The sequence below is a fragment of the Duganella sp. CT11-25 genome (assembly GCF_047302815.1).
Taxonomy (GTDB): domain Bacteria; phylum Pseudomonadota; class Gammaproteobacteria; order Burkholderiales; family Burkholderiaceae_D; genus Rugamonas.
Map to the genome: position 1 here is coordinate 1,250,072 of NZ_JBKBFD010000001.1, position 26,671 is coordinate 1,276,742.

General features: G+C 61.7%; 26 protein-coding genes and 2 tRNA genes. 6 read left to right on the forward strand and 22 right to left on the reverse strand.

What is annotated here, in order from left to right; all coding sequences use genetic code 11:
• Positions 1–56 precede the first annotated feature (56 nt).
• The gene (locus ACEN9F_RS04975; RefSeq protein WP_413418426.1) at positions 57–1,097 is read right to left on the reverse strand and encodes a sensor histidine kinase; all 1,041 of its coding nucleotides are present in this window, start codon (positions 1,095–1,097) and stop codon (positions 57–59) included.
• Positions 1,090–1,770 carry a response regulator transcription factor gene (locus ACEN9F_RS04980; protein WP_413418428.1) on the reverse strand — a complete coding sequence of 227 codons (681 nt, stop codon included), beginning with the start codon at positions 1,768–1,770 and terminating at the stop codon, positions 1,090–1,092. Before ACEN9F_RS04980 ends, ACEN9F_RS04975 begins: the two co-directional genes overlap by 8 nt.
• A gap of 227 nt (positions 1,771–1,997) precedes the next feature.
• Here ACEN9F_RS04980 and ACEN9F_RS04985 point away from each other — a divergent pair, with 227 nt between their 5' ends.
• Positions 1,998–2,807: a Crp/Fnr family transcriptional regulator gene (locus tag ACEN9F_RS04985; protein WP_413418430.1), complete on the forward strand. Its 810-nt coding sequence runs from the start codon at positions 1,998–2,000 to the stop codon at positions 2,805–2,807.
• Here the strand turns inward: ACEN9F_RS04985 and ACEN9F_RS04990 are convergent.
• From ACEN9F_RS04990 to ACEN9F_RS05045, 12 genes are all read right to left on the reverse strand, one after another.
• Complete coding sequence (locus tag ACEN9F_RS04990; RefSeq protein WP_413418432.1) at positions 2,704–4,311, reverse strand: CHASE3 domain-containing protein; 1,608 nt, start codon at positions 4,309–4,311, stop codon at positions 2,704–2,706. The two genes, ACEN9F_RS04985 and ACEN9F_RS04990, sit on opposite strands and share 104 nt — an antisense overlap.
• Before the next feature lie 117 nt (positions 4,312–4,428).
• Positions 4,429–5,061: a response regulator transcription factor gene (locus tag ACEN9F_RS04995; RefSeq protein ID WP_092271760.1), complete on the reverse strand. Its 633-nt coding sequence runs from the start codon at positions 5,059–5,061 to the stop codon at positions 4,429–4,431.
• Positions 5,062–5,194: 133 nt separating this feature from the next.
• Positions 5,195–5,611 (reverse strand): MerR family transcriptional regulator, encoded by a 417-nt coding sequence (locus tag ACEN9F_RS05000; RefSeq protein WP_413418435.1) that lies wholly within the window; start codon positions 5,609–5,611, stop codon positions 5,195–5,197.
• A gap of 17 nt (positions 5,612–5,628) precedes the next feature.
• A complete protein-coding gene (locus ACEN9F_RS05005; RefSeq protein WP_019919772.1) occupies positions 5,629–5,976 on the reverse strand; it encodes an integration host factor subunit alpha in 348 nt (115 codons plus the stop codon).
• Between the two features lie 152 nt (positions 5,977–6,128).
• Positions 6,129–8,555 (reverse strand): phenylalanine--tRNA ligase subunit beta, encoded by a 2,427-nt coding sequence (pheT, locus tag ACEN9F_RS05010; RefSeq protein WP_413418437.1) that lies wholly within the window; start codon positions 8,553–8,555, stop codon positions 6,129–6,131.
• A gap of 124 nt (positions 8,556–8,679) precedes the next feature.
• Positions 8,680–9,699, reverse strand: a complete 1,020-nt coding sequence (gene pheS, locus ACEN9F_RS05015; RefSeq protein WP_413418439.1) for a phenylalanine--tRNA ligase subunit alpha — start codon at positions 9,697–9,699, stop codon at positions 8,680–8,682.
• A 109-nt stretch (positions 9,700–9,808) separates the two neighbouring features.
• Entirely contained in the window at positions 9,809–10,168 is a 360-nt protein-coding gene (rplT, locus tag ACEN9F_RS05020; protein ID WP_056156032.1) for a 50S ribosomal protein L20, read from the reverse strand.
• Positions 10,169–10,194: 26 nt separating this feature from the next.
• Positions 10,195–10,392, reverse strand: coding sequence for a 50S ribosomal protein L35 (gene rpmI / locus ACEN9F_RS05025; RefSeq protein ID WP_363496604.1), 198 nt, complete (start codon positions 10,390–10,392; stop codon positions 10,195–10,197).
• 213 nt (positions 10,393–10,605) lie between these two features.
• Positions 10,606–11,145: a translation initiation factor IF-3 gene (gene infC, locus ACEN9F_RS05030; protein ID WP_071658961.1), complete on the reverse strand. Its 540-nt coding sequence runs from the start codon at positions 11,143–11,145 to the stop codon at positions 10,606–10,608.
• Positions 11,146–11,165: 20 nt separating this feature from the next.
• Positions 11,166–13,073, reverse strand: coding sequence for a threonine--tRNA ligase (thrS, locus tag ACEN9F_RS05035; protein ID WP_413418442.1), 1,908 nt, complete (start codon positions 13,071–13,073; stop codon positions 11,166–11,168).
• 206 nt (positions 13,074–13,279) lie between these two features.
• Positions 13,280–13,356, reverse strand: a tRNA-Val gene (locus tag ACEN9F_RS05040).
• Between the two features lie 46 nt (positions 13,357–13,402).
• Positions 13,403–13,479, reverse strand: a tRNA-Val gene (locus ACEN9F_RS05045).
• Between the two features lie 140 nt (positions 13,480–13,619).
• Here ACEN9F_RS05045 and ACEN9F_RS05050 point away from each other — a divergent pair.
• Both ACEN9F_RS05050 and ACEN9F_RS05055 read left to right on the forward strand, forming a co-directional pair.
• Positions 13,620–14,555, forward strand: coding sequence for a cation diffusion facilitator family transporter (locus tag ACEN9F_RS05050; RefSeq protein WP_413418444.1), 936 nt, complete (start codon positions 13,620–13,622; stop codon positions 14,553–14,555).
• A gap of 27 nt (positions 14,556–14,582) precedes the next feature.
• Positions 14,583–15,227 carry a CatA-like O-acetyltransferase gene (locus tag ACEN9F_RS05055; protein ID WP_413418446.1) on the forward strand — a complete coding sequence of 215 codons (645 nt, stop codon included), beginning with the start codon at positions 14,583–14,585 and terminating at the stop codon, positions 15,225–15,227.
• Here ACEN9F_RS05055 and ACEN9F_RS05060 read toward each other — a convergent pair.
• Positions 15,222–16,085, reverse strand: coding sequence for a LysR family transcriptional regulator (locus tag ACEN9F_RS05060; RefSeq protein ID WP_413418448.1), 864 nt, complete (start codon positions 16,083–16,085; stop codon positions 15,222–15,224). The two genes, ACEN9F_RS05055 and ACEN9F_RS05060, sit on opposite strands and share 6 nt — an antisense overlap.
• Positions 16,086–16,177: 92 nt before the next feature.
• Between ACEN9F_RS05060 and gstA the strand changes: the two genes are divergently transcribed.
• A complete protein-coding gene (gene gstA, locus ACEN9F_RS05065) occupies positions 16,178–16,777 on the forward strand; it encodes a glutathione transferase GstA (RefSeq protein ID WP_413418450.1) in 600 nt (199 codons plus the stop codon).
• On the opposite strand, the gene ACEN9F_RS05070 is transcribed toward gstA, so the two are convergent.
• Genes ACEN9F_RS05070 through ACEN9F_RS05080 form a run of 3 tightly spaced genes read right to left on the reverse strand, consistent with a single transcriptional unit; the run spans position 16,774 to position 20,286 of the window.
• A complete protein-coding gene (locus ACEN9F_RS05070; protein WP_413418452.1) occupies positions 16,774–19,023 on the reverse strand; it encodes a RelA/SpoT family protein in 2,250 nt (749 codons plus the stop codon). The two genes, gstA and ACEN9F_RS05070, sit on opposite strands and share 4 nt — an antisense overlap.
• Positions 19,024–19,030: 7 nt before the next feature.
• Positions 19,031–19,381: a RidA family protein gene (locus ACEN9F_RS05075; protein WP_413418454.1), complete on the reverse strand. Its 351-nt coding sequence runs from the start codon at positions 19,379–19,381 to the stop codon at positions 19,031–19,033.
• A 26-nt stretch (positions 19,382–19,407) separates the two neighbouring features.
• Entirely contained in the window at positions 19,408–20,286 is an 879-nt protein-coding gene (locus ACEN9F_RS05080) for an alpha/beta fold hydrolase (RefSeq protein ID WP_413418456.1), read from the reverse strand.
• Positions 20,287–20,421: 135 nt separating this feature from the next.
• On the opposite strand from ACEN9F_RS05080, the gene ACEN9F_RS05085 reads away from it, so the two are divergent.
• Positions 20,422–21,216, forward strand: coding sequence for a 3-hydroxybutyrate dehydrogenase (locus tag ACEN9F_RS05085; RefSeq protein ID WP_413418458.1), 795 nt, complete (start codon positions 20,422–20,424; stop codon positions 21,214–21,216).
• Positions 21,217–21,341: 125 nt separating this feature from the next.
• On the forward strand, positions 21,342–22,649 hold the full coding sequence (locus tag ACEN9F_RS05090; RefSeq protein WP_413418459.1) for a dicarboxylate/amino acid:cation symporter: 1,308 nt from the start codon (positions 21,342–21,344) through the stop codon (positions 22,647–22,649).
• A gap of 54 nt (positions 22,650–22,703) precedes the next feature.
• Here ACEN9F_RS05090 and ACEN9F_RS05095 read toward each other — a convergent pair whose 3' ends face one another.
• Genes ACEN9F_RS05095 through ACEN9F_RS05110 form a run of 4 tightly spaced genes read right to left on the reverse strand, consistent with a single transcriptional unit; the run spans position 22,704 to position 26,670 of the window.
• Positions 22,704–23,225: a hypothetical protein gene (locus tag ACEN9F_RS05095; protein WP_413418460.1), complete on the reverse strand. Its 522-nt coding sequence runs from the start codon at positions 23,223–23,225 to the stop codon at positions 22,704–22,706.
• Positions 23,226–23,234: 9 nt separating this feature from the next.
• Complete coding sequence (locus ACEN9F_RS05100) at positions 23,235–25,283, reverse strand: T6SS phospholipase effector Tle1-like catalytic domain-containing protein (protein WP_413418462.1); 2,049 nt, start codon at positions 25,281–25,283, stop codon at positions 23,235–23,237.
• A 19-nt stretch (positions 25,284–25,302) separates the two neighbouring features.
• A complete protein-coding gene (locus ACEN9F_RS05105; protein ID WP_413418464.1) occupies positions 25,303–25,770 on the reverse strand; it encodes a hypothetical protein in 468 nt (155 codons plus the stop codon).
• Positions 25,771–25,785: 15 nt separating this feature from the next.
• Positions 25,786–26,670: a DUF4123 domain-containing protein gene (locus ACEN9F_RS05110; protein WP_413418466.1), complete on the reverse strand. Its 885-nt coding sequence runs from the start codon at positions 26,668–26,670 to the stop codon at positions 25,786–25,788.
• Position 26,671 lies beyond the last annotated feature (1 nt).

Here is a 26,671-nt window from a genome sequence, read left to right on the forward strand (position 1 = left end):
CATTTCCCTGAGGAAACCCTGACAAATTCCTGACAAACAGGAAAAACCGCAAATAACTAGGAAAACCGCACAGAAAACAGGGCGCCGCGGCCGCCGGCGCCGTCGGCGATCGACAATCGCGCGCCGTGCACGGCGGCGATATCGCGCACGATGGCCAGGCCCAGGCCGCTGCCGTGGGTCTTGTCGTCCAGCCGCACGTAGCGGTTGAATACTTGCTCGCGTTTGGCCGGCGGGATGCCGGGGCCGTTGTCCTCGACGGCCAGCAGGCCGCCGTCCATGCCTTCCGGGCGGCAGCTGACGGTGACCGCGCCGTGCGGCGGCGTGTAGCGGATGGCGTTGTCGATCAGGTTGTCGATCAGGTCGCGCAGCAGGAAGCGGTCGCCGCTGATGCTCACCGGCTGCAGGTCGAAGCCGATGTCGATCGACTTCAGCGATGCCTGGTCGACGAAGGACTGGATCGCGTCCTCCACCAGTGCGTTCAGCGCCAGCGGCTCCAGCCGGGTCTTCTCGAAGTGGTTGGGCTCGGCGCGCGCCAGGGCCAGCAGCTGGTTGGTCTGCCGTATCATGCGCTCGGTGGCCGACAGCATCAGCCTGAGCGAATGCGCGGTCTCCGGCTCGGCGTGGCGCGCGCCCAGCCATTCGAGCTGGGTCTTGAGGCCGGCCAGCGGCGTGCGCAGCTGGTGCGCCACGTTGGCTAGGAAATCCTGGCGCGCCTTGGCGCCCTCGCCCACCTTGTCCAGCAAGCCGTTGAAGGCCGACACCACCGGCTCCAGTTCATACGGCACATCGGCGGCGGCGATCGGCGCCAGGTCGTCGCCGTCGCGCGCGTTCAGGCCGGAGCGCAGCCGGTTCAGCGGCCGCAGCGCGCTGCTGACGCAAAACCAGACCAGGCCCACCGAGGCCACCGTCAACGCCACTTCCAGCAGCACCAGCGCGCGCAGCGTGGCCTGCCGCATCTGGTCGCGCTGCTGGACGCTGGCGCCGGCCGCGCCGGCCGGCGCCCAGGCCAGCATATAGGTCAGCGCGCCGCCGGCCAGGTTGATCAGCAAGACCGGCACGATCAGCCATTTGAGCAGGCGCAGCCGGATGCTAGTCATGGGTGGCCGGGGTCTGTTCCAGCATGTAGCCGAAGCCGCGGATGGTGCGGATCGAGACGCCGGCGTCGGCGATCTTCAGCCGCAGCCGCGAGATATACACTTCCACCGCGTTCAAGGTCAGGTCGTCGCCCCACGGCAGGATGGCGTCGATGATCTGCTGCTTGGACACCACGCGCGCGCCGTGCTGCAGCAGGTACTCCAGCACCGCCCACTCGCGCACCGACAGTTCGATGGTCTTGTCGCCGACCCGCGCCCGCTTGGCGGCCACGTCCAGCGACAGGTCGCCCAGCGCCAGCAGCGCCGGCTTGGGCGTGTTGCGCCGGACCAGCGCCTTCAGCCGCGCCACCAGCTCGGCGGTGGCGAACGGCTTGACCAGGTAATCGTCGGCGCCCAGCTCCAGTCCGCGCACCCGGTCCTCGATGGCGTCGCGCGCCGTCAACAGCAGCACCGGCACCTGGCTGCCGCGCGCGCGCAGGCGCCGCACGACCTCGAAGCCGTCCATGCCGGGCAGGCCGATGTCGAGCACCACCACCTCGGTCTGCTCGGCGCGCTGCAGCAGCGCATCGGCCTGGGTGCCGTTGCCGACCACCTCGACCGCCATGCCGTGCCCGCTCAACACGCGGCTCAAGCCGTCGGCCAGGACGGCGTCGTCTTCCACTACCAGTACATGCATGTTCGTGCGCCACGTCGTCAGGATTTGTGCATTATGCACGCCCATTTCAGAGAAGAACAGTGGCCGCGTAGGACCAGGACTACAAGGCCCCATGTTGCAAGCCTACATTTGTGCGTCTGCTCCTCTTATGTTCGCGAACTAACAATGCCCATAAAGTTATACCAACGCGCAACAGCCACTTCGGCCTGTTGCGCGACCGTGTATAGCCAGAGATTGTGAGGAAACAAATGAACAACACCCAACGTACCGCAACCGACAAAACCACCGTATCGCGCAGCATGCCGGTGGGTTCCAAGGAATTCAAAGTTGCGTCCCGGCCTGTTGTGACCTTCAGCGGCACCCAGCAGAACGAATTGCTGGCGGCCCTGCCGCGCGAAGTACTGGCATCCCTGTTCGATCACCTGGAGCTGGTGACCCTGCCCTTCGGCAAAGAATTGTTCGAGTTCGGCGGCGCGATGGACTACGTGTATTTCCCGACCACGGCCATCGTCTCGCTGCTGTATGTGATGGAAGACGGCGCCACCACCGAGATCGCCGTGGTGGGCCACGAAGGCGTGGTCGGCGTCTCGCTGTTCGACGGCGAACGCGCCATGTGCAGCGCCGTCACGCAGGCGGCCGGCTACGGCTACCGCATGAAGGCCCAGCACCTGCGCGACGCCTTCAACCAGGGCGGCGCCCTGCCCGCGCTGCTGATGCGCTACAACACCGCGCTGTTCGCGCAGATGGCGCAGAACGCCGTCGGCGGCCGCCACAGCTCGATCGAACAAAAGCTGTGCCGCTGGCTGCTGGACCGCCTGGACCGCTCGCCATCGAACGAACTGAAGGTGACCCAGGAAATGATTTCCATCATGCTCGGCGTGCGCCGCGAAAGCATCACCGCCGCCGCCGGCAAGCTGCAGGAGGAAGGCTTGATCACCTACCGCCGCGGCAACATCACTGTGCTTGATCGGTCAGGCTTGGAGGCGTATGCGGGTGAGTGCTATAAGGTTGCGAAGACGGAGTATGACCGTCTGCTGCTGGACGTAGCACGCTGCTAAGCACGTCGCTGATGGCGGGCGGCAAGGTCGGCGTCGGCGATGGCGCCGAACCTTCCACCACCGGCATCGCGACCGGGGCGCGGCGTTCTTCGGGCGGCGCCTGGTTGTCCCGCAGGCGCAGCGGGATCGCCACTTCGATGCAGGTGCCCGCATCGTTGCGGCCGCGGCGGATGGTCAACGAACCGCCCAGCAGCAACGCCCGTTCGCGCATGCCCAGCAGGCCGTGCGACATGGGCTTGACGATGGTGTCGGAGGCGATGCCGATGCCATCATCGATAATGCGCAGCATCAGGCCGTCGCCGCCGCGGCTCAGGGTGACGGTGACGCGGCTCGCCTTGGCGTACTTGCGGATATTGGTCAGCGATTCCTGCACGATGCGGAACAAGGCGATCGACAGGTCGCCGGCCTGGGCCGACTGGCGCGCGGCGTGCTCGATATCGGCGCCGACATTGCAGTCGCAGCGCACCTGCGCCAAGCGGCTGAACTCGTCGCAATAACTCTCGATGGCGGCGCACAGGCCCAAATTGTCGAGCAGGCTGGGCCGCAGGTTTTCAACGATGCGGCGCTTCATCTCGACCGTCTCGACCAGGGTGCCGCGCGCGCGCTTGAGCTGCTCGGCCAGTTCCGGGTGGGTCTTGCGCAACTGCTGGGTGACGGCGGCGATATCCATGCTGATCGAGGTCAGGTTGGCGCCCAGTTCGTCGTGCAATTCGCGCGACAACCTGACCTTCTCCTCTTCGCTGATGGAAATCAAATGGCGCGACAAGACCGACAGTTGCTCGGTACGCTGCTGCACCGTCGATTCGAGGTTTTCGTTGGCGCTTTGCAGCGCATGCTCGACCTGCGCGCGGTTGGCGAAGCTGCGCCGCACCAGCTGGTAGAACATGATCAGCACCACGATGGCGACGGCGTTGATGCTCATGCCGAGCAGCACGGCCTTCTGATACTCCTGGTAGAACATGGCGCTGCGCGCGGCCAGCGTTTCGTTCTGCTCCTGCTCCATGATGACCACCAGCAAGCGGATCTCGTCCATGCTGGCGCGATCGTCGCTGAGCTTGGCGATCTTGACGATCTCCTCCAGCCCGCCCTCGCGGTAGACATCGATGGCCTGGCTCATGATGCTGAGGCGGCGGCGCACCAGCGTCTGCAGCTGGGACAGGTTTTTCAGTTGCGTGGGATTATCGGCCAGCAGCTTTTCCAGCTCCTTGAATTCCATCTCGGAGTCGGCCAGCACGGTCTTGGTGGGGCCAAGATAGGAATCGCGGCCGGACAGGAAATAGCTGCGCATGCTGCTCTCGGCATCGAGTACCAGCACGTTCAGGTATTGCAGGCGGTCGGCGACGCGCGCAGTCTGGCCCAGCAGGACCTGCGCGCCGCGCAACGCTTGCAAATTGTGAAACAGGCTGAATCCGTTGACGATCAGCAGCAACGCACAGGTCACGCACAAGACGGTCTTGTACAGCGGCAGGCGATGATGCGGCGCTGTTTCGACGGTGAAATACATCCTGATGAGCTTCCTTCATTGGTTAAGCCGGGCGCGGATGGGCCATGCTAGCCAAATTATAGACCGGAAGGAAAAGAGACGCCTCAGCCGCGCACCTCAAGAGTGCGCGCCTTTGCATTAATCCAATAGATTATTTTTCATGGCGTAATAGGTCAGGTCGGAATTCGACTGCATGCCCATTTTTTCCATGATGCGGGTGCGGTAGGTGCTGACGGTTTTGATGCTCAGCGACAACGCCACGCCGATGTCGGACACCGTGGCGCCGCGCGCCAGCCGCAAAAACACCTGGAATTCGCGGTCCGACAGCTCGGTATGCAGCGCCGTGTTCGGGTCGCGGTCGAAACTTTGCGCCAGCAGCTCGCCGACGGTCGAGCTGACGTAGCGCCGGCCCTGGTACACGGTGCGCACAGCGGTGATCAGCTCGTCCGCCTCGCACTCCTTGTTCAGGTAACCGTTGGCGCCCATCTTGAACAGGTTCAGCGCATATTGCTGCGCCGGATAGCCGGACAGGATCAGCACCGGCAAATCCGGCTGCCCCTGGCGGATGGTGCGCAAGGTATCGATGCCGCTTTGATCGGGCATGGCGATATCCAGCAGCAGTACGTCGCAAATTTCGCGGCGGGCGATGTCCAGCGCTTCGCGCCCGGTACCGGCTTCCGCCACCACGTCGAAATCGTCCGACGATGAAAAAATCTGTTTAAAGCCTGCTCTTACTATTTGATGGTCGTCACAAATGGCAACGCGTATCATTGTTTCCTCTCGTCGTGCCCGGCCTACGCCCGGACTTACGCCACCGCGCATCAGCGTCGCTGATAATAAAATAATATTGAAAGTATAGCAGCAATCATTCAGCCAGCCGCGCTTTGCGCAGCAGTGCGCGCTCCTACTCCGGCTGCAGCAGGCGCAGGATGGACAGTAGCTCGCCGCGTATCATTTCGCGATCCAACGGAGCAGCAACGGCCGACGCCCGCGCGCCGTTGACAGCCGATCCGCCATCATACTCCGCGGCGGCGCCATCGTAGGCACGGCTGTCCAGTTTATTGCGGGCGCCGCTGATGGTGAAGCCCTGCTCGTACAGCAGTTCGCGGATGCGGCGTATCAGCAGCACTTCGTGGTGCTGGTAGTAGCGGCGGTTGCCGCGCCGTTTGACCGGCTTGAGCTGCGTGAACTCCTGCTCCCAATAGCGCAGCACATGGGGCTTCACGCCGCACAGCTCGCTGACCTCGCCGATGGTGAAGTAGCGTTTGGCCGGTATCGGCGGCAGGACGACCAGTTCGGACTTGGCGAGACGATCGTTCATCACAGCTCAGCTCCCACTCAGGCGGCGCGCGCCATCGGATTGCTCTCTTCGACCATGCCCTTGAGTTTTTGGCTGGCATGGAAAGTCACGACGCGCCGCGCCGTGATCGGGATTTCTTCGCCGGTCTTCGGGTTGCGGCCCGGGCGCTGCGGCTTGTCGCGCAGCTGGAAGTTGCCGAAACCGGACAGCTTGACGGCCTCGCCGCGCTCCAGCGCATTGCGGATCTCGTCGAAGAAGGTCTCCACCATGTCCTTGGCCTCGCGCTTGTTCAGGCCGACCTGCTCGAACAACAGTTCGGCCAGCTCCGCCTTGGTCAGCGTAGGCAAATCTTTTTCTGCATCCTGGCGTACTTTGGCAACCTGCATGGCCCGGTGCAAATCGGCAGCCAATGCGGATTGGAGTACGGCGGAATCAACGTCGTTGTTATTAATTTTCCTGCCCTGCCTTATCTAAGAACGAATGAGTCCGGCTTTTGCCGGACTCCCGAGTGATCAAAAAAGAAACGGATTGAGTGCAATTACGTGCGCAGGCGAGCGCCGTGTTTTTGCTTCGCCGCATCGCCGACGGCGGCCATCACGGCTTCCACCACATCGTCTTGCAGCGTGTTTTGAGTATCTTGCAAGCTAAAGCGGAAAGCAAGCGATTTTTCGTCTACTTCCAAACCTTTACCCCGATATTCATCAAACAAAACAATGGCTTGCACGATATTGCCCTGCGGACTTGCTTGCACAGCAGCATTAAATGCATCCAGCAAATGCTGTACCGGAACGTCCTGCTTGACGACAACGGCCAGGTCGCGGGTCGCGCCCGGGAACTTGGAAATCTCCGCGTATTTTGGCACAGGGCGTTGCTGCAAAGCAACCGCGTCGACCTCGAATACCACAGGCGCATGCGGCAGCTCGTATTTCTGCAGCCAGCGCGGGTGCAATTCACCGATGAAACCGATGACCTCGCCGTCCAGCAGCACATGGGCCGAACGGCCTGGATGCAGCGCCGGATGCCCGGCCTTGACGAACCGCAGCGCCAGTGGCGCGAACAAATGCTCCAGGTCGGCCTTGAGGTCGAAGAAATCGACCGCGCGGCTGTCCTGGCCCCACTGCTCGTCCGCCGCGCCGCCATAGGCCATCGCCGCCACGCGCTTCGGCTGGCGGTAGCCGCCCACGGTCAGTGGGCCGTCGGCCACGCTGTCGTCGCGCAGGTAGATGGCGCCGGTTTCGAACACGCGTACGCGGTTGGTCTTGCGGTTCAGGTTGTAGCGCACATTGGCCACCAGGCTGCCGATCAGCGTCGAGCGCATCACGCTCATCTGGCTGGCGATCGGGTTCTGCAGCTTGATCGGGTTGGCGTTGTCGGCGAAGTCCTGTTCCCAGGCCGCTTCCACGAAACTCATGTTGACCACTTCCTGGAAGCCCAGGTCGGCCAGCTGGTGGCGCACCGCGAACAGCGAACGGGTGTTTTCCGGCGCGATGATCATCGTGTTGGCGGCCACCGGCGCCACGGTCGGGATGTTCTCGAAACCGTAGACGCGCGCGACTTCCTCGATCAAGTCTTCCTCGATCTCGATGTCGAAACGGTACGACGGCGCCGTGACCGCGAACACGCCGTCAGCCAGGCTGAACGGCAGCGCCAGGCGGGTGAAGATGTCGGCGATGACCTGGTCGTCCAGCGCCACTCCGATGACCTTCTGCGCGCGCGCGGTGCGCAGCTTGACCGGCTCGCGCTTCGGCACGTTGACGATCTGGTCGTCGACCGGGCCCACCTGGGTGGTGGCGGTGCCGCAGATTTCGATCAGCAGCGAGGTGATGCGCTCGATGTGCTCGACCGTGGTCGCGTAGTCGACGCCGCGTTCGAAGCGGTGCGCCGCGTCGGTCGAGAAGTTGTACTTGCGGGCGCGGCCCTGGATGGCGTTCGGCCACCAGAATGCGGCTTCCAGGTAGATCGCCTCGGTCTCCAGCGAGACGGCGGTGGCGTCGCCGCCCATGATGCCGGCCAGCGATTCGATTTCCTTGTCGTCCGAGATCACGCCGACCCATTCGTCGACATCAACGGTGTTGCCGTTCAAGAGCTTGAGCGATTCGCCCTGCTTGCCCCAGCGGACATTCAGGCCGCCATGGATCTTGGCCAGGTCGAACACGTGGGTAGGACGGCCCAGCTCCAGCATCACATAGTTGGAGATGTCCACCAGCGCCGACACCGAGCGCTGGCCGCTGCGCTCGAGGCGCTGCTTCATCCAGTCCGGCGTGGCGGCCTTGGCGTTCAGGTTGCGGATCACGCGGCCGGAGAAACGGCCGCACAGGTCCGGCGCCGAGATCTTCACCGGCAGCACTTCGGCGCTGTTGACGGCGACCGCACGGAACGACGGCACGGTCAGCGCCACGCCAGTCAGCGCCGATACTTCGCGCGCCACGCCCAGCACCGACAGGCAGTCCGCCTTGTTCGGGGTCAGCTTGATGGTGAACTTGAGGTCGTTGAGCGCATAGTAGTCGCGGAAATTCTTGCCGACCGGCGCATCGTCCGGCAGCTCCATCAGGCCGCTGCCCTCTTCCGACAGCTTCAGTTCCTTGGCCGAGCACAGCATGCCCTGCGACTCGACGCCGCGCAGCTGGCCAACCTTGATTTCAAACGGCTTGCCATCGGCGCCAGGCGGCAGCACGGCGCCGGCCATCGCGCACACGACTTTCAGGCCCGGGCGCACGTTGGGCGCGCCGCAGACGATGTTGAGCAAGGTGCCGGTGCCGACGTCGACCTGGCAAACGTTCAAGCGGTCGGCGTTCGGATGCTTGGCGATTTCGCGCACATGGCCGACGACCACGTTGGAGAATGGCGGCGCCACGGCTTCGACTTCTTCCACTTCCAGGCCGGACATCGTCAGCAGGTGGGCCAGTTCGTCCGAAGTCATCTTCGGATCGACCATGGTACGGAGCCAGTTTTCGGAGAATTGCATAATCAAGCTTTCTAGTTATCGCTAGCCCGTCGTTCCCGCGAAAGCGAGCATCCATGCGGAAGCGGCGGAGCCTGCGTTCTATGGATTCCCGCCTGCGCGGGAATGACGGTGCCGGGGTCTCGTATTAGTTGAACTGCTTCAGGAAACGCAGGTCGCCTTCGTAGAACAGGCGCAGGTCGTTGATCCCGTAGCGCAGCATGGTCAGGCGCTCGAGGCCGGAACCGAAGGCGAAGCCGATGTACTTTTCCGGATCCAGGCCGAAGTTGCGCACCACCGACGGGTGCACCTGGCCCGAGCCGGACACTTCCAGCCAGCGGCCCTTCAGCGGACCGGAACCGAAGGCGATGTCGATCTCGGCCGACGGTTCGGTGAACGGGAAGTACGACGGACGGAAGCGCACCTGCAGGTCGTCGGTCTCGAAGAAGGCCTTGACGAAGTTCAGGTACACGCCCTTGAGGTCGGCAAAGCTGATGTTCTCGGCGATCCACAGGCCTTCGACCTGGTGGAACATCGGCGAGTGGGTGGCGTCGCTGTCGACGCGGTAGGTGCGGCCCGGCGCGATCACCTTGATCGGCGGCGTGTGGCTACGGGCATAGCGCACCTGCATCGGCGAGGTATGCGTGCGCAGCAGCAGCGGCTTGCCTTCGCTGTCGTTGCCTTCGATGTAGAAGGTGTCCTGCATCGAACGCGCCGGATGGTTTTCCGGGCTGTTCAGTGCGGTGAAGTTGGTCCAGTCATTTTCGATTTCCGGGCCGTCGGCCACGTCGAAACCGATGGAGCGGAAGATCTCTTCCACGCGTTCCCAGGTGCGCATCACCGGGTGGATGCCGCCGCCGGCGCGTCCGCGGCCAGGCAGCGAGACATCGATGGCCTCGGCGTTCAAACGTGTCTGCAGCTGGGCTTCGGCCAGCGCGTCGCGCCGGGCCGTCAGCGCGGCTTCGATCCGGCCCTTGGCGGCGTTGATCAGCGCGCCCTGCGCCTTGCGCGCTTCAGGGTCGAGCTTGCCCAGGCCCTTCATCAATTCGGTGATCTGGCCGGTCTTGCCCAGATATTTTGCTTTGGCATTTTCCAGTGCGGCGGCGTCATCTTGCGCGGCCATGAAATCCTGCACTGCTGAGGCGACGAGTTGTTCCAGGGAGTCCATGCGTTTTTCTTATCCTCAATCAAAAACGGGGCACAGGTATCAACCTTTGCCCCGTTCTTTGCCGCCGGCGCGCTAGCAGCAGCGCGCGGACGTATCGTAAATCAATGCATTAAGCAGCGATTTTTGCTTTCACGACGTTGACAATCGCAGCGAACGCTGGCTTGTCCATCACAGCCATATCGGCCAGGACTTTACGGTCCAGTTCGATAGCAGCTTTCTTCAGACCATTCATGAAGACGCTGTAGGTAACGCCATGCTCACGGGAAGCAGCGTTGATACGAGCGATCCACAGGCGGCGGAAGACGCGCTTCTTGTTACGACGGTCGCGGTAAGCGTACTGGCCAGCGCGCATCACTGCTTGCTTGGCAATACGGTATACCTTGCTACGACGACCGCGGTAGCCTTTGGCCAGGTTTAATACTTTTTTATGACGGGCACGAGCTGTAACCCCACGTTTTACTCTAGGCATAGTAACTCCTTAAATTGAGTGTGAGATTAAGCGGTTGGCATCATGCGCAGGACGGATTTCACGTCAGACGCATCAACGTTCGTGATACCGCGCAGTTGGCGCTTCGATTTGGTGGTCTTCTTGGTCAGAATGTGACGCTTGAAAGCGTGACCACTCTTAACGGTACCACCTGGACGCACGCGAAAACGTTTCTTCGCGGAGCTTTTGGTTTTCATTTTTGGCATAGCAATCTACCCTTTTGGGTAGCTCCATATCAAACAGGATTACAGGTGGCAACACTACGCTGCGCTTAGATGCCTGCTCTCACTTGTTTTTGCAGCAGATGCGAGTCCACTACATTTACTACAGCCGGCGATTATAGCCGACTTACAGCAAATCTGCACGAAAAATAAAGCGGGCGCCCGGAGGCGCCCGCTTTAGCTTGCAAGTTAAGCAACTTACTTTTTCTTCTTAGGAGACAGCACCATAATCATCTGGCGGCCTTCCATCTTCGGGAACTGCTCAACCTGGCCATACGGCTCCAGGTCGGCCTTCAGGCGTTCCAGCATGCGGAAGCCAATATCCTGGTGCGCCATCTCACGGCCGCGGAAACGCAGCGTGATCTTGGTTTTATCGCCTTCATCGAGGAACTTGATGAGGTTGCGCAGCTTGATATTGTAGTCGCCGTCATCGGTACCCGGACGGAACTTGACTTCCTTCACGGCGATGATTTTCTGCTTCAATTTCGCTTCGTGAGCCTTCTTCTGCTCCGAATACTTGAACTTGCCGTAGTCCATCAAACGGCAGACCGGCGGGACCGCGGTAGGCGCGATCTCGACCAGGTCGACGTTTGCTTCTTCCGCCAGGCGGAAGGCTTCGGCCAAACTCACGATACCGAGCGGCTCGTTATCGACCCCGGATAAACGCATTTCAGGGGCAGTGATTTCGCCATTGATGCGATGCGACTTGTCAGTAGCTATGGTGATTCCTTTTAAAATCTAATGAAAGGCCAGTGCGATCAGGCTTTATTGGCGACGTCTTGCTGGAGTCGCTCTATCAGGGCATCGACGGACATGACGCCCAAATCGACATTACCCCGTGCCCGCACGGCGACGGTGTTGGCATCCCGCTCTTTATCGCCAACCACAAGGATGTAGGGCAGTTTTTGGACGGAATGTTCGCGTATTTTATAGGTTATTTTCTCGTTGCGCAAATCGGTCTGCACGCGGAACCCGCTCCGGCGCAGCTTTTCAGCCACTTGCGCCACATATTCGGCCTGCGCATCGGAGATGTTCAGCACCGAAACTTGCACCGGCGCCAGCCATGCCGGCAGCGCGCCCGCATAGTTTTCGATCAGGATGCCGATGAAGCGCTCCATCGAGCCGACGATCGCACGGTGCAGCATGACCGGCACCTGGCGGCTGTTGTCGGCCGCGACATATTCCGCGCCGAGGCGCTCCGGCATGAAGAAGTCGACCTGCATGGTGCCGACCTGCCATGGGCGGCCCAGCGAATCCTTCAGGTGGTATTCGATCTTCGGACCGTAGAACGCGCCCTCGCCCGGCAATTCGGTCCAGGTCACGCCGCAGGCGCGCAGGCCGGAACGCAGCGCGTCCTCGGCCTCGTCCCAGACTTCGTCGGTGCCGATGCGGTTGTCCGGGCGCAGCGCCAGCTTGACGTCGATGTTGTGGAAGTCGAAGTCCTTGTAGACTTCCATCGCTTGCGTATGGAAAGACACGACTTCCGGCTCGATCTGCTCTTCGGTGCAGAAGATGTGGCCGTCATCCTGGGTAAAGCCGCGCACGCGCATGATGCCGTGCAGCGCGCCCGAAGGCTCGTTGCGGTGGCACTGGCCGAACTCGCCGTAGCGCAGCGGCAGGTCGCGGTAGCTGCGCATATTGCTGTTGAAGATCTGCACGTGGCCCGGGCAGTTCATCGGCTTCAGCGCGTAGGAGCGGTTTTCCGACTCGGTCACGAACATGTTTTCGCGGTAGTTGTCCCAGTGGCCGGTCTTGCCCCACAGGCTGGAGTCCAGGATCTGCGGCGCCTTGACTTCCTGATAGCCATTCACCTGGTACTTGTTGCGCATGTACTGCTCGACCTGCTGCCAGATGGTCCAGCCCTTCGGATGCCAGAACACCAGACCCGGCGCCTCGTCCTGGAAGTGGAAGAAGTCCAGCTGCTTGCCCAGCTTGCGGTGGTCGCGCTTTTCCGCCTCTTCCAGTTGGAACAGGTACTGCTCCTGGTCTTCCTTCTTGGTCCAGGCGGTGCCGTAGACACGCTGCAGCATTTCGTTCTTGCTGTCGCCGCGCCAGTAGGCGCCGGCCAGCTTCATCAGCTTGAATACTTTCAGCTTGCCGGTCGATGGCACGTGCGGGCCGCGGCACAAGTCGGTGAAATTGCCTTCCGAGTACAGCGACACATCCTGGTCGGCAGGAATCGACGCGATGATCTCGGCCTTGTAGGCTTCGCCGATCGACTTGAAGTAGGCCACGGCCTCGTCGCGCGGCAACACCTTGCGGGTGACCGGCTCGTCCTTCTTGGCCAGCTCGGCCATTTTCTTTTCGATCGCGACCAGGTCGTCAGGCGTGAACGGGCGCTTGTACGAGAAGTCGTAGTAGAAACCGTTTTCGATGACCGGGCCGATGGTCACTTGCGCGTCGGGGAACAGCTCCTTGACGGCGTAGGCCAGCAAGTGGGCGGTCGAATGGCGGATCACGTCCAGGCCCTCCGGGTCCTTGTCGGTGATGATGGCCAGGTCGGAATCTTTCTCGATCAGGAAAGAGGTATCCACCACTTTGCCATCAACCTTGCCGGCCAGTGCGGCTTTGCCCAGGCTGGTAGCGATGCTGGTCGCCACTTGAGCAACGGTGACTGGGCCGTCGAATTCACGGGCAGAACCATCAGGAAGGCGAACTGAAAGCATAGCGATCTCCATATCGGCACAGGGGCCAGGTGTAGTACAACAATAGTTTAGATGAAACAAAAACGCGGACGAAAAAAAACGCGGGCTAGCCGCGTTTTCTCTTTTTTTGAGCAAAAAGAATCCCGATCGACTAGCGTCACTCCCAAAGCTTGGTAGTAGTTCGCGGTGTCATAACCGGATTGCCTTTCTCGCTCTTACATATGTTCTGGTGGGCGGTGAGGAATTCGAATCCCCGACCCCTTGGATGTCGACCAAGTATTCTAACCAGCTGAACTAACCGCCCGTGGTACTGCTCAATTTTACTGCCTTTACCGCTTTACTACGTAATCTGGTGGGCGGTGAGGAATTCGAATCCCCGACCCCTTGGATGTCGACCAAGTATTCTAACCAGCTGAACTAACCGCCCGAAGACCAGCATTATAGAGAGCGATTTGGAGAAAAACAAGGGCATTCATAGGAAACATTTACAAAATGCACTATGACGATGCAAAGCGGCCTTGCCCGGCATACATTAAACTACAGGCATCGCCACCCAATAAGAAGCCCATGCAAGCCGAAACCCCAGTCCAGCCCTCGCCCTCCGCCCATTTGCACGAACATCGCGACGGCGACGCCAAGCACGCGCACTACACGGTCCAGCGCAGCCAATCGGTGCTGGCGTGGTCGCTGGCGCTGACCCTGGGCTTCGCGGTGGTCGAAGTCGTCACCGGTTTCATGTCCAATTCGCTGGCGCTGATCTCGGACGCCGGCCACATGGTCACCGACGCCGCCGCGCTGGGCCTGGCCTTGCTGGCGCAGCTGATCGCCAAGCGCCCGCCGTCGGCGCGCCACTCGTTCGGCTTCGGGCGCGCCGAAGCGCTGGCCGCCTTCGTCAACAGCCTGGTGCTGTTGCTGCTGGTCGGCTGGATCGGCTTTGAAGCGGTGCAGCGCTTCTCGCAGCCCGAGGAAGTACAAGGCGCGACCGTGTTCGTGGTGGCCGGCATCGGCCTGCTCATCAACCTGGTGCTGGCTTATATATTGTCGCGCGGCGACAGCAACATGAACACGCGCGCCGCGCTGGTCAATGTGATCGGCGACTTGCTCGGCTCGGTCGCTGCGCTGGTGGCCGGCGCCGTCATCTACTTCACCGGCTGGATGCAGATCGACCCGCTGCTGTCGCTGTTTGTCGCGTTGCTGATTTTAAAATCCACCATCAGCGTGCTGCGCGAGTCCTATCACTTCCTGATGGAAGGCGTGCCGGACCAGATTGATTACCTGAAGGTCGGCGAGGATCTGGAAAGGATAGACGGCGTCTGCTCGGTGCACGACCTGCACGTCTGGGATATGTCGCCCGGCCAGCCGGCGCTGATCGGCCACGTGGAGATCATCGATCTCGGCCGCTGGCCCGACATCCTGCACGCGATCAAAGCCATGCTGCTGGAAAAGCACGGCATCGACCACATCACACTGCAGGCGGAAGTGGCGGCGCAGGCGCAGGCATGACACTTAATTCACCTAACCAGGCTTCACATGCATAATTTTGAAAAACGCCGCGACCGATACAATGCTTTTGCGTCGTTTGAAAACCCACTGGTCAATCTGAGCTTTGAATTGACCGTGCCGGATTTCCGCCCCTACTGCAAGCAACACCAGCTGCCGCCGTTCCATTTCTTCCTGTATCACGTGCTGCATGCGATCAAGGGCATCGATAATTATATGTACCGCGTCCACCGGGGCGAGGTCATCAAGATCGAGGACTTCATGGCGTCATATACCGTCATCAATCAGGACCAGAACCTGAACTTTGCGCGCTTTGAGATGTCGTCGGATCTAAACGAGTTCATTGCGCGCAGCGTGGCGTCCAAGCAGATCGCTGAAGCCAGCACGAAGATCATCAACACCAGCGAAGCCCTCAGCGAATACGACCAGCGGCGCAACATCCACATCACCTGCATGCCGTGGCTGAAACTGGCCTCGATCGAGCATCCGATCTACGAACACAAGAGCTACGACATCCCCTCGCTGGCCTGGGGCCGCTTCAGCGAGCCGCGCGCCGATGGCAAGCTGGCGATGACCATGTCGGTGCAGGCCCACCACGGCTTCGTCGACGGCTACCACGTGCACCTGCTGGCCGAAGCGATCGGCGCACGCATCGCGCAAACGATGGCGTCATAACTCCCGCAGGAAAGCCTGTACCGCAGCGGAGTCGCGCCCGGCCCGCGAGCACACCAGTCCAAACTCCCGGTACGCGCGCGGCTGCAGCTGCATCACACGCAGCCCGCGCTGGTCGTCGGGCAGCGCCGACTCCGGAATGACGGCGACGCCCAGCCCTTCCCTCACCAGCACCGCGGCACTCGCCAGATCGCGCACCGTGACGCGGATATCGCTCAATTGCAGGCCGACCTGCCCGGCCAGGCTCTGCGCGTGAATCGAGCAGCCGCCGGTCGCCAGCACGAATGGTTCGTCAACCAGTTCACTCAACGCCACGCCTTGTTCGCTGGATCGGCGGCCCAGCGGATGATTGACCGGCACGACGGCCACCCATGCATCGCGGCCGATGACGATGGCTTGCCGCTCCGGCGCCGGATTCAGCACCACGCCCAGCTCTATCGTGTCTTCCGCCAGCCACTCCTCCACTTCCTCATCCGTCCCCTCCAGCGCAACCACGTCGACGCCGGGATGGCGGCGCTTGAAGGCGGACAGCAAAGACGGCAGCACCCTCGCCAGCACCGATGGGAAGCACGCCAGACGGATCCGGCCGGCATGCAAGCCCTGTGCCGAATCGGCCAGCACACGGATCGCATCGAACTGCGCCAGCATCGCACGCGCATGCAGCAGCACTTGCTCGCCAAACGCGGTGATGCCGATATCGCGTCGTTCGCGGATGAACAGTTGCGCCCCGAGTGAGGCCTCAATTTGCGCGACCGCCTGGCTGGCGCCGGACTGCGTGATGCCGACCTGCTCCGCCGCCCGCGAAATGTTGCGTGCATCCGCCACCGCTACCAGCAAACGCCAATGGGTCAAATTCATCATTAGAAAATCTACTACCTGGATCATGGAGCATTAATTTTACAGCCGATAACCGGATGCCTACAGTAAGGGCTCATCTTTTACGGGAATCTGTCATGAAGCTATATTTCGCACCGCACACCTGCTCGCTCTCCCCGCATATCGTGCTGCAAGAGTTGGGGCTGGCGCATGAATTGGTAAGGGTCGATAATCAAACCAAGCTGACCGCCGACGGCCGCGACTTCCGCAACATCAACCCGAAAGGCTATGTCGCGGCGCTGGAACTGGATAATGGAGAAGTGCTGACCGAAGGACCGGCCATCGTGCAATACCTGGCGGATTTGAAACCGGAAGCGCAGTTGGCGCCGCCGCCAGGCAGCTGGCAGCGCGTGCGGCTGCAGGAGTGGCTGAACTTCATTACCAGCGAAATCCACGCCGGCGCCGCACCGCTGTTCAACAAGGCCTTGCCGGAAGCGGCGCACACCATCTTCCGCGACAAGCTCCAGCGCCGCATGGCGCTGCTGGAAAGCACGCTGCAACAACAAGACCATCTGCTGGGCGCCTGCTTCAGCGTCGCCGACGCCTACCTGTACACAGTCCTTGGCTGGTTTACATTCCTTGCGATAGACCTGAACAACTGGCCGGCCGTGGCGGCCTATGAGAAACGCATCGCAGCCCGCCCCTCGGTGCGGGCCGCGATGCTGGCGGAAGCTTAAGCGCGGCGCGCTTCCTGGACGCCGCTCACCTCGGTGATGGCGTTCAGGGCTTTTTGCAGTTGCGCCGTGGCGCCGATTTCTGCCGTAAAGGTCATGCGCGCGAAGCCCTTGGCGCTTTGCGTGTTGACGCCGATGACGTTGATCTTCTCGCGCGAGAAGATCTCGGAAATATCGCGCAGCAGGCCCTGGCGGTCGCCCGCCAGAATGAAGATGTCGACCGGGTACACCGTATCCGACCCGGCACGCCCCCATTCCGTGACGATCACCCGCTCCGGCGCCTTGGCGCGCATCTCGGCGAAGTTCTTGCACGTGGTGCGGTGGATCGACACGCCCTTGCCGCGCGTGACGAAGCCGACGATGCCGTCCGGCGGCGCCGGCTTGCAGCACTTGGCCAGCTGCGTCATCAGCCCGTCGGTGCCGACCACCAGCACGCCGGACTTGGCGCCCTGCTCCACGCTCGATGCACGGCTCTTGCCCAGCACCACCGCGTCCTCCGGCTCGACCGGCTCGCCCGTGTCGTGCAAAGCATGCTCGACCTGGCGCAGGCTGAATTCATCCTTGCCCACCGACAGGAACAGATCGTCGACCTTGGCGAAGCCCAACTTGTTGGCCAGCGCTTCCAGGTTGACCGCCGTCTTGCCTTCGCGCTGCAGCGATTTCTCCACCATCGCCCGGCCATGCGACAGCGTTTCCTGCATGTCGATCGCGTGGAACCAGGCGCGGATCTTGGAGCGCGTGCGGGTCGCGACCGTGTACTCGTCGCTGAGCCAGTCGCGCGACGGCCCCGCCGTGCCCGGCGCACCCTTGGCCGTGATGATTTCGCAGGTCTGGCCGTTTTTCAGCGGCGTATTCAGCGGCACCATGACGCCGTCCACGCGGGCGCCGCGGCAGCGGTGGCCGACGTCGCTGTGCAGGTGGTAGGCGAAGTCCACCGGCGTCGCGCCGACCGGCAACTCCAGCACGCGCGCCTGCGGCGTCAGCACGAAGATGCGGTCGTCCAGCGCGGCGGCCTTGAGCTTCTCGACCCACTCGCGCTGCTGGTCTTCCTGCCCGACCACCGCATCGGCGACATCGGTCTTCCACGCCAGCAGCTGGCGCAGCCAGGCGATTTTCTCGTCGTACTTCTGGCCCGCGAAGTTGGAGCCGCCCTCTTCCTTGTAGCGCCAGTGCGCGGCCACGCCGTATTCGGCAAAGCTGTGCATTTCCTGCGTGCGGATCTGCACTTCCAGCGGCCGGCCGTCTTCCGCCGTCACCACCGTGTGTAGCGACTGGTAGCCGTTCGGCTTCGGGCGCGAGATGTAGTCGTCGAATTCCTTCGGAATCGGGGTCCAGATGTTGTGCACCACGCCCAGCACCGTGTAGCAGGTCTTGACGTCGGCCACGATCACGCGGAAGGCGCGCACATCGTACAGGTCGGTGAAGTCCAGCTCCTTGCCCTTCATCTTGCTCCAGATCGAGTAGATGTGCTTGGGCCGGCCGAACACTTCGGCCTGGATGCCGGCCGAGGCCATCTCCGATTGCAGCCGCGCGATGGCGTTGGTGACGAAGCCTTCGCGCATCATGCGCTTTTCTTCCAGCATCTTGGCGATGCGCTTGTAGGTATCCGGCTCGATGAAGCGGAACGACAAGTCCTCCAGCTCCCACTTCAGCTGCCAGATCCCCAGCCGGTTGGCCAGCGGCGCGTACAGGTCCAGCGTCTCGCGGCCGTAGGCGCAGGTCATGTCGTTGAACAGCTTGATGTCGGCGAAGTAGCGCAAGGTGGTCACGCACGACGCCAGGCGCACCAGCACCACGCGCATGTCGGAGGCCATCGCCAGCAGCATCTTGCGCAGCGTTTCGACTTGCGCCACCGCCAGTTGCGCGGCGTTGCGGCCGCGCCCCGCGCTCGGGCTGCCTTGCGTCTGGGTCAGCTCGCGCAGGCGGATCAGCTGGCGCACGCCGGCCACCAGGTCGCTCACCTCCTGGCCGAAGCGCGGTTCGATGACGGCCGCCTGCGTGGTGTCCAGCAGGGTCAATTCGAACATCAGGCCGGCGATGCGGGTCTCGACGTCGGTGCGCAGGAAGGCCAGCGTGCCGGCCACGCCCACCGAGAATTCCAGCGCCGGCTGGCCGCTGGTGCCGACCTTGTCGCCATAGGCGGTGCTGGCGAAGTCCAGCGCGGACAGCATGCGCGCGCCGTCGTCGGGCGTCAGGCCCTGGACCAGCTGCTCGGACGTTGCGCTGTTAAGCGCGGTGATGGAAACCATGATGCCCCTAACGCTGCGCTGCGACGATAACGATCTCGACCAATACTTCCGGGTTGGCCAGCCGGGCTTCGACCGTGGCGCGCGGCGGCGTGTGGCCGCCCGGCACCCAGGCGTCCCACTCCTCGTTCATGCCGTCGAAGTCCTTCAGGTCCTTGATGTAGATCTGGCAGCTCAGGATGCAGGTCTTGTCGCTGCCCGATTCGGCCAGCAGGCGGTCGACGTGGCCCAGCACCTCGCGGGTCTGGCCGTTGATGTCGGCCGAGGTGTCCTCGGCGATCTGGCCCGCCAGGTACACGGTGCCATTGTGAATTGCCACTTCGGACAGGCGCTTGCCTACATGCAGTCGTTTGATTTCCATACTTTTCTTCTTTAACTCTTACTCAATTAAGCCAACAGGAATTTCTTTACTATCGCGATCTGGTCGTCATGGATGAAGGTCGGCGCATGGCCGACATCCGGGATTTCCACCAGCGTCGCCTTCGGGCCGCGCTGCGTCATCACCGCCGCCGTCTCCGGCGACAGCAGATCGGACTCGGCGCCGCGGATCAGCAGGGTCGGGCATTTGACGGCGTCGTACGCCGCCCACAGCATCGCTTCGTCGGCCTCCGCCGATTCCGGCGTGGCGGAACGGAACGGCAAGGCCAATCCCATATCGTAGTGGCGCACCCATTTGCCGTCCTTGTCCTGGCGCAGGACATCGGTTGCAAGTTTACGCCATTCCTCCTCGGTATGCTGGCCGAAGGTCAGCGACACGTCGCGGATGAACTGGGCGCCGGCTTCAAAGCTGTCGAAGCGCAGGTCCTGGCCGATGTAGTCGCCGATGCGCTGCAGCGCCATCGGCGCCAGCACCGGGCCGATATCGTTGAGGATCAGCTTGCGGATCGGATTGTCCGGCAGCGAAGCCAGGCCCAGGCCGATCAGGCCGCCCATCGAGGTGCCGAACCAGTCCACGCTCTGTCTTTCGCCGTCTGGCAATACGCGCGCCAGCAAGGTGACGATATCGCTGACATACTGCGGAATGCGGTACAGCTGCGGGTTCTTGAGCCAACCGGAGCGGCCGCGGCCGACGATGTCCGGCGCGATCACGCGGTAGTCGCCGGCCAGCGCCTGCGCCATGCTGTCGAAATCGTCGGCCACGCGGGTCACGCCATGCACGCACACCAGCACGTTGGGATTGTTTTCATCGCCCCATTCCTTGTAGGACATGCGATGCAAGCCCGCCAGCGACAGGCATTGAACAGACTTTATTTTTGCTTCGAACATGCGGCTTCCTCGATGGTTTTTATGTAATTATGTTTAGAAATACCATTTTACCGGGCGTTATGATTAAAATCCTACCGAAGTGTAGCGCAGCACGCCCCTTATCACCAACCCATCTCCAACCTTACAGAGGACACTATGGCAAACAAGACTTTGAGCGGTAAAACCGCGTTGGTTACCGGCTCCACGTCCGGCATTGGCCTCGGCATCGCGCGCACGCTGGCCGGCGAAGGCGCCAACGTGCTGTTGAACGGCTTCGGCGACGCCGCCGAGATCGAACAACTGCAAGCCGAGCTGGCCAGGGAATTCGGCGTCAAGGTGGCGTACCACAACGCCGACATGACCAAGCCGGCCGAGATCGAGGCCATGATCGCCTTCGCCGGCGAGAAGTTCGGCGGCGTCGACGTGCTGGTCAACAACGCCGGCATCCAGTACGTGGCGAACGTGGAAGACTTCCCGGTGGAGAAATGGGACGCCATCATCGCCATCAACCTGACCTCGGCCTTCCACACCTCGCGCCTGGTGCTGCCGCGCATGCGCGCCAATAACTGGGGCCGCATCATCAACCTGGCGTCGACCCACGGCCTGGTGGCCTCGGCCGGCAAATCGGCCTATGTCGCGGCCAAGCACGGCCTGCTGGGCCTGACCAAGGCCAACGCGCTGGAAACCGCCACCACCGGCGTCACCGTCAACGCCATCTGCCCCGGCTTCGTGCTGACGCCGCTGGTGCAAAAGCAGGTCGACGCCCGCGCGGCCAAGGACGGCATCAGCAACGACGAAGCCAAGAAGGCGCTGCTGGCCGACAAGCAGCCGTCCGGCGAGTTCGTCACGCCGGAAGAACTGGGCGCGCTGGCGGTATTCCTGTGCTCGGACGCCGCCAAGCAGGTGCGCGGCGTGGCCTGGAACATGGACGGTGGCTGGGTCGCGCAATAAGCGGCTACGTATAATCCCTCATGCCCGGCAGTTATCACCACGGGTGATTTGCGGTTTTCCACAATAGTGATAACTGCCCGGTTGCGCGATGATGCACTCCTCACACCCGAACACGAGGAGACCCCGTGAAAAAACCATTCTATAAAGTACTGTACGTACAGGTACTGTTCGCCATCGCCTGCGGCATCCTGCTGGGCATCTTCCTGCCGACCGACGCGGTCGCCATGAAACCGCTGGGCGACGGCTTCATCAAGCTGATCAAGATGATCATCGCCCCGGTGATCTTCTGTACTGTGGTCTCCGGCATCGCCGGCATGCAGGACGTCAAGAAAATCGGCCGCGTCGGCGGCAAGGCCCTGCTCTACTTCGAGATCGTCTCGACCTTCGCGCTGGCCATCGGCCTGATCGTCGCCAACGTCCTGAAACCGGGCGCCGGCTTCAACGCCGATCCGGCCCACCTGGACGCCAAGTCGATCGCGCAGTACACGCATGCAGAAGGCTTGACCACGGTCGACTTCATCATGAACATCATCCCGAAGACCTTCGTCGACGCCTTCGCCAAGGGCGACATCCTGCAGGTGCTGCTGATCGCCATCCTGTTCGGCTTCTCGCTGTCGCTGCTGGGTGAGCGCGGCCGCCCGATCACCAAGCTGATCGACGAACTGTCGCACGTCATCTTCGGCATCGTGAACATCATCATGAAAGCCGCTCCGATCGGCGCGTTCGGCGCGATGGCCTTCACCATCGGCAAATACGGCCTGGCCTCGCTGATCCCGCTGGCCAAGCTGATGGGTTCGTTCTACCTGACTTGCGGCCTGTTCGTGTTCGTCGTGCTGGGCGCGATCGCCCGCTACACCGGCTTCTCGATCTTCAAGTTCATCAAGTACATCAAGGAAGAACTGCTGATCGTGCTGGGCACCAGCTCGTCGGAAAGCGCGCTGCCTTCGCTGATGACCAAGCTGGAACGCCTCGGTTGCGCCAAACCGGTGGTGGGCCTGGTGGTCCCGACCGGCTACTCGTTCAACCTGGACGGCACCAACATCTACATGACGATGGCCGCGCTGTTCGTTGCCCAGGCAACCAACACCGAGCTGACGCTGCTGCAGGAACTGACCATCCTGGGCGTGGCGATGCTGACCTCCAAGGGCGCGTCGGGCATCACCGGCGCCGGCTTCATCACCCTGGCCGCGACCTTGGCCGTGGTACCGACGATTCCAGTGGCCGGCATGGCGCTGATCCTGGGCATCGACCGCTTCATGAGCGAATGCCGCGCGCTGACCAACTTCGTCGGCAACGGCGTGGCGACGGTGGTGGTCTCCCACTGGGAGAAGGAACTGGATCACGAAAAGATGCGCGCCGAGCTGGACAATCCAGGCTCGACCGTTGTGGAGACCGAGCTGTCGCTGGCGAAAGCCCCGGCACCGGCACACTAAACCAACCCCAGCAGTTCAAAGCCCCGCGCAGCGATGCCCGGGGCTTTTTTTGGCTCATCGCGAATTGCGCGCCTCGACAAACTTCAGCCCACGCGGCGAAAATTGCGGGTAGTTTTTGGAGTAGATGAGTTCCACGGTGTCATCCGGATAGATATGCACCGCCAAGTATTTTTCACCGTGCAAAGGCGGCGCAAGATCAGGGTGGTTTTTAGCTCGGACGACGTCGCCGTTACGGGGCGTGCCCGGCGGCCCGCCCAGCGTCCATTGCACCGATTGCGCGCCGCTGGAGAAGCGTGCGCCGGACATGGTCCCGCCACCGGTATCCGGGTATGCACCCGAAACACCGAGCTCGGTGGTACCCGCCGCCACGTCAAAAATAGGCCTGTCCAGATAGCTGAACAGCACTGCCTCGGCAAGGATGGCCATTGATTTCGCTTTGCAAGCGGGCAAAAGAAAAAGTAAGCCAGCAGCGCATACCAAACGGCGGCGATTTGGAAGATCGATGACTGGGATATTCATGTGCTGTTTTTTTTCTGCCGCCCACCACGTCATTTCACCGGCATTATGCGGAGACATCAAGTCCGTTCACTCAGAAAAAGATAGTTTCTTTTTAACGCGCTTGGCAGCGTCCGATATCTCGCTACCTGCATCTTTAGCGACGTGCTTGATCCAGTTGATTCCGTGATCGTAAATACGCTCGGCGCCCTCTTCAACTTCATCGACTTTCCTGGCGCCCGCAGCGGCGGCCTTGCTCACGCCCTTCTTGGTCGCATCGTACGCGCGTCCGGCCGCCGCTTCCGCTTCCTGAGCCTTGCGCCTTGCGAACTCGGCGGCTTGCTGGGCCTTGTGTTGCGCGGCGGTCGCGATCTCCTCCGCCTTACGCTTGGCTTCATCAGCGGCTTCGCGCGCCGCCTTCGCCGTCGCGTCATACGCCCGGTTGGCCGCGTCGGCAGCCTGCGCGGCTTTTTCCTGGGCGTAGTCGGCTGCCTGCCTGGCCTTGCGCTGGGCCGCATCGGCCGCTTCCTGGGCGGCCTTGGTGGTCGCATCGACCGCCGCCTCAGCCTTGCTCTTGCCGGCCTCATAGGCGGCCTTGCTGGCCTCACTGACAACCTCGGCCTTGTCGTAGATCCAGTTGCCGCCCTCCTGCCAGATACTGATGCTCGACTCCTGCACACCGCGTGCCTTGAAATAGCTGAACGGTTCGACGTTCATGATGAAGTCCACCTTGGAATCGTGGACATAGTGCGAGACGAATTGAACCACAGCGGCGGACGCGGTGCGGTCCCATGCCTCCAGCTGCCAGTCCTGCGGTTTGATGTATTGCGCATAGGCATTCACGACACCGCCGCCTATGCGCGTCCATTTACCCAAGTTTTGCGCGTTGCGGTAGGTGTTGACCTCCCAAGCCATGCCCTTTGGGCCCAGCGATTTGATCGTCGAGTCGCCGCGGCTGCGATCGCCCGGACTCTGGATACCTGAACGGCTCATGGTACCGTTAGCACTGAAGAAAACTTTCATGTGGCGCTGCATCTGGCTTTCTATCGTACCACCGAGGGTCCCCACCGCCGCCATGTAGTCGCTATATGCCTGCAATGTTGCGGGCGTGCATTCATGTCGCGCCTTGAACAAAGCCGCGCGAAAATGCTTCAGATCCTCGTAGCTGATCAAGCGAACACCGCTGATCAGTGACTCGCGCATCATATCTTTCATCGGGATGCGCGCGTAGTTGTTGTCGATCTCCTGGGCCAATGGTTCGTAGCCGCCGCCTACGTCCGAGTGCACACCCGGGTAGGTGATCTCGATCCAATCGCCGGCAAGCTTGCCATCCTTCCTGATCAAATCGACAGGAAAAGAGAAGCGCACCTCGTGGGCCGCGACAAAATGCACACAGCGCTTGACCAGGGGCGAGACGATTAAATCCCGCTCCTGGAATGGCAACCGGACGTTTTGCGAGGGCACGCCAAACGAGGCCACCGTATCGAACAATCCGAGGAAGTTGATCTCCAAGGGATAACCCGCGTATTCCAGATCGTTTTCCTTCTTTACGCATTGGGAGATGACCCGGTTTGAGAAAGCGCGCGCCAGTGCCGCTCCGCGCGAGAAACCAAAAATCGACAGGTTGATCTTCTTGATCAGCCTGTGCGCGCTCAACTTCGCATTAACCTCGCTGAAGCTTTTGTCCTCCGCCGTCGCCGCGTACTTGGCGACGGCGCCTCCCAATGCCTTGGCATTGTTGATCAACACATCGCGCAGGCGCGCACTGACCCGGTCGTCGCCCTGGTCCAGACGGCGGTCACCGCCGGCGCCCGCAGCCATGCCCCCCACATTATCCTCAAGCCAGACCCCGGTCGAGCTCATCCAGCCGGCGGCATCGCCGTTATAAGGGGTACCGACGCCGCTGACATAAATCGTATAAACAGCTTTGGCCGGCGAAGCCAGTGTCTGAGCGGAAAAGTATATGCGCGCTACGTTGCTCCACCGCGTGGTGGCATTGTCATCATCCTTATTGTTTCCCGTGCCGTCGAAAAAAATGGAGATATGCACCACATCACGACAGTCCTGGAACGGTCCCGGCTTCTCCGCTGGGACATCCTGATTTGCCGCTGCCGCCGCCTGAAGAGCTTCGCTTGCCATATTTCACATCTCCTCGCATTTACACTGGGCGGCGCGATTCCACAAATTTCAATCCTCGCGGTGAAAATTGCGGATAGTTTTTCGAATAGATGAGTTCCACGGTGTCATCCGGATAGATATGCACCGAGAGGTATTGCTCACCATGCAAAGCCGGCGCAAGTTCCGGGCGGTTTTTCGCCTGCACCACCTCCCCGTTGCGGAGAGCGCCTGATGGGCCGTCCAGCGTCCAGCGCACCGATTGCGCGCCACTGGAAAAGCGGGCGCCGGACATGGTCCCGCCCCCGGTATTCGGATATACCCCCGACACACCTAGGTCGGTGGCGCCGACGATAACGTCAAAAATAGGTCGGTCCAGATAGCTGAACAGGACTGCCTCGGCAAGGATGGTCATGGATTTCGCCTTACAAGCGGGTAAAAGAAAAAACATCAAGCCAGCGGCGCATACGACGCGGCGGCGGCTAGAAAGAGCGATGGGTTTGGTATTCATATGCTTTCGTATTGACTATCCAGGCATTTCATTCAGCGCCGCAGTGAAGCTCAAACTACCGTGCTTCACGGCTTCCAGCAATTTTCTGATTTGCGCGTCCTGCCGCATCCGGTCCTTGTAAACCAGCGCGGCGCAGACGTAGTTGACCAGGTCTTTCATCCCTTCGAGTCCGATATCACGTGCTTCCTGTATGGCGGAACGGACGACGGCATAACGTTGCGGCGGGGGCACCTCGGCCAGCAGCAGCGGCTGGTTCAAATCCAGATAGTACAAGACATGGTCCGGCACGCTCGCTTCGACCAGGTCATCCACCTGCGTTTGCGCCAATTGCAAGGGCAACACGATATCGGCAGCCAGAGGGGGCGGCGCAGCACAGCTGCGGCGCCCGCCTTCGCGATCCCAATACCACCAGCCTTCGACGTGCTCGAACATTGCGCTTCCCTGCTCCCGGGTAAAGATCGGGCCTCGCACGTGCAAGGTCGGGTCATCGGCCTGCCCGATCAGCGCCCCCAGGATCGCCGGATCCCAAAACGCAAAAAACATCGTATCGCCATCAGGCAGGCGCACCTCCGCAAACTTCTGCAAGTGCAGGAAGAGCGCATCAAACCCCGCCAGCGAGGCGATCACCGTCACGCTCGGGCCACGCCGGGCATACAGGTCGATCCATTGCCACGCAGCGTTTGACGCATCCGGCGCGCACAGCGGCACCAGATGCGGCGATTCAGCAGCCAGCGGCGTTCCCTGGCTCGCGCCGAGCAAACAGCGCGCCTGGCCGCCGGCGTCAAGCAATGCCGCAGGCAACTGCCGCGACTGCGCGCTGTCAGCTATCGCATACCACTGCCATTGCGGGTGCCCGGCGGCGTTCTCGATAAAAAAGCGGACTTCGGAACCGATAGGCATG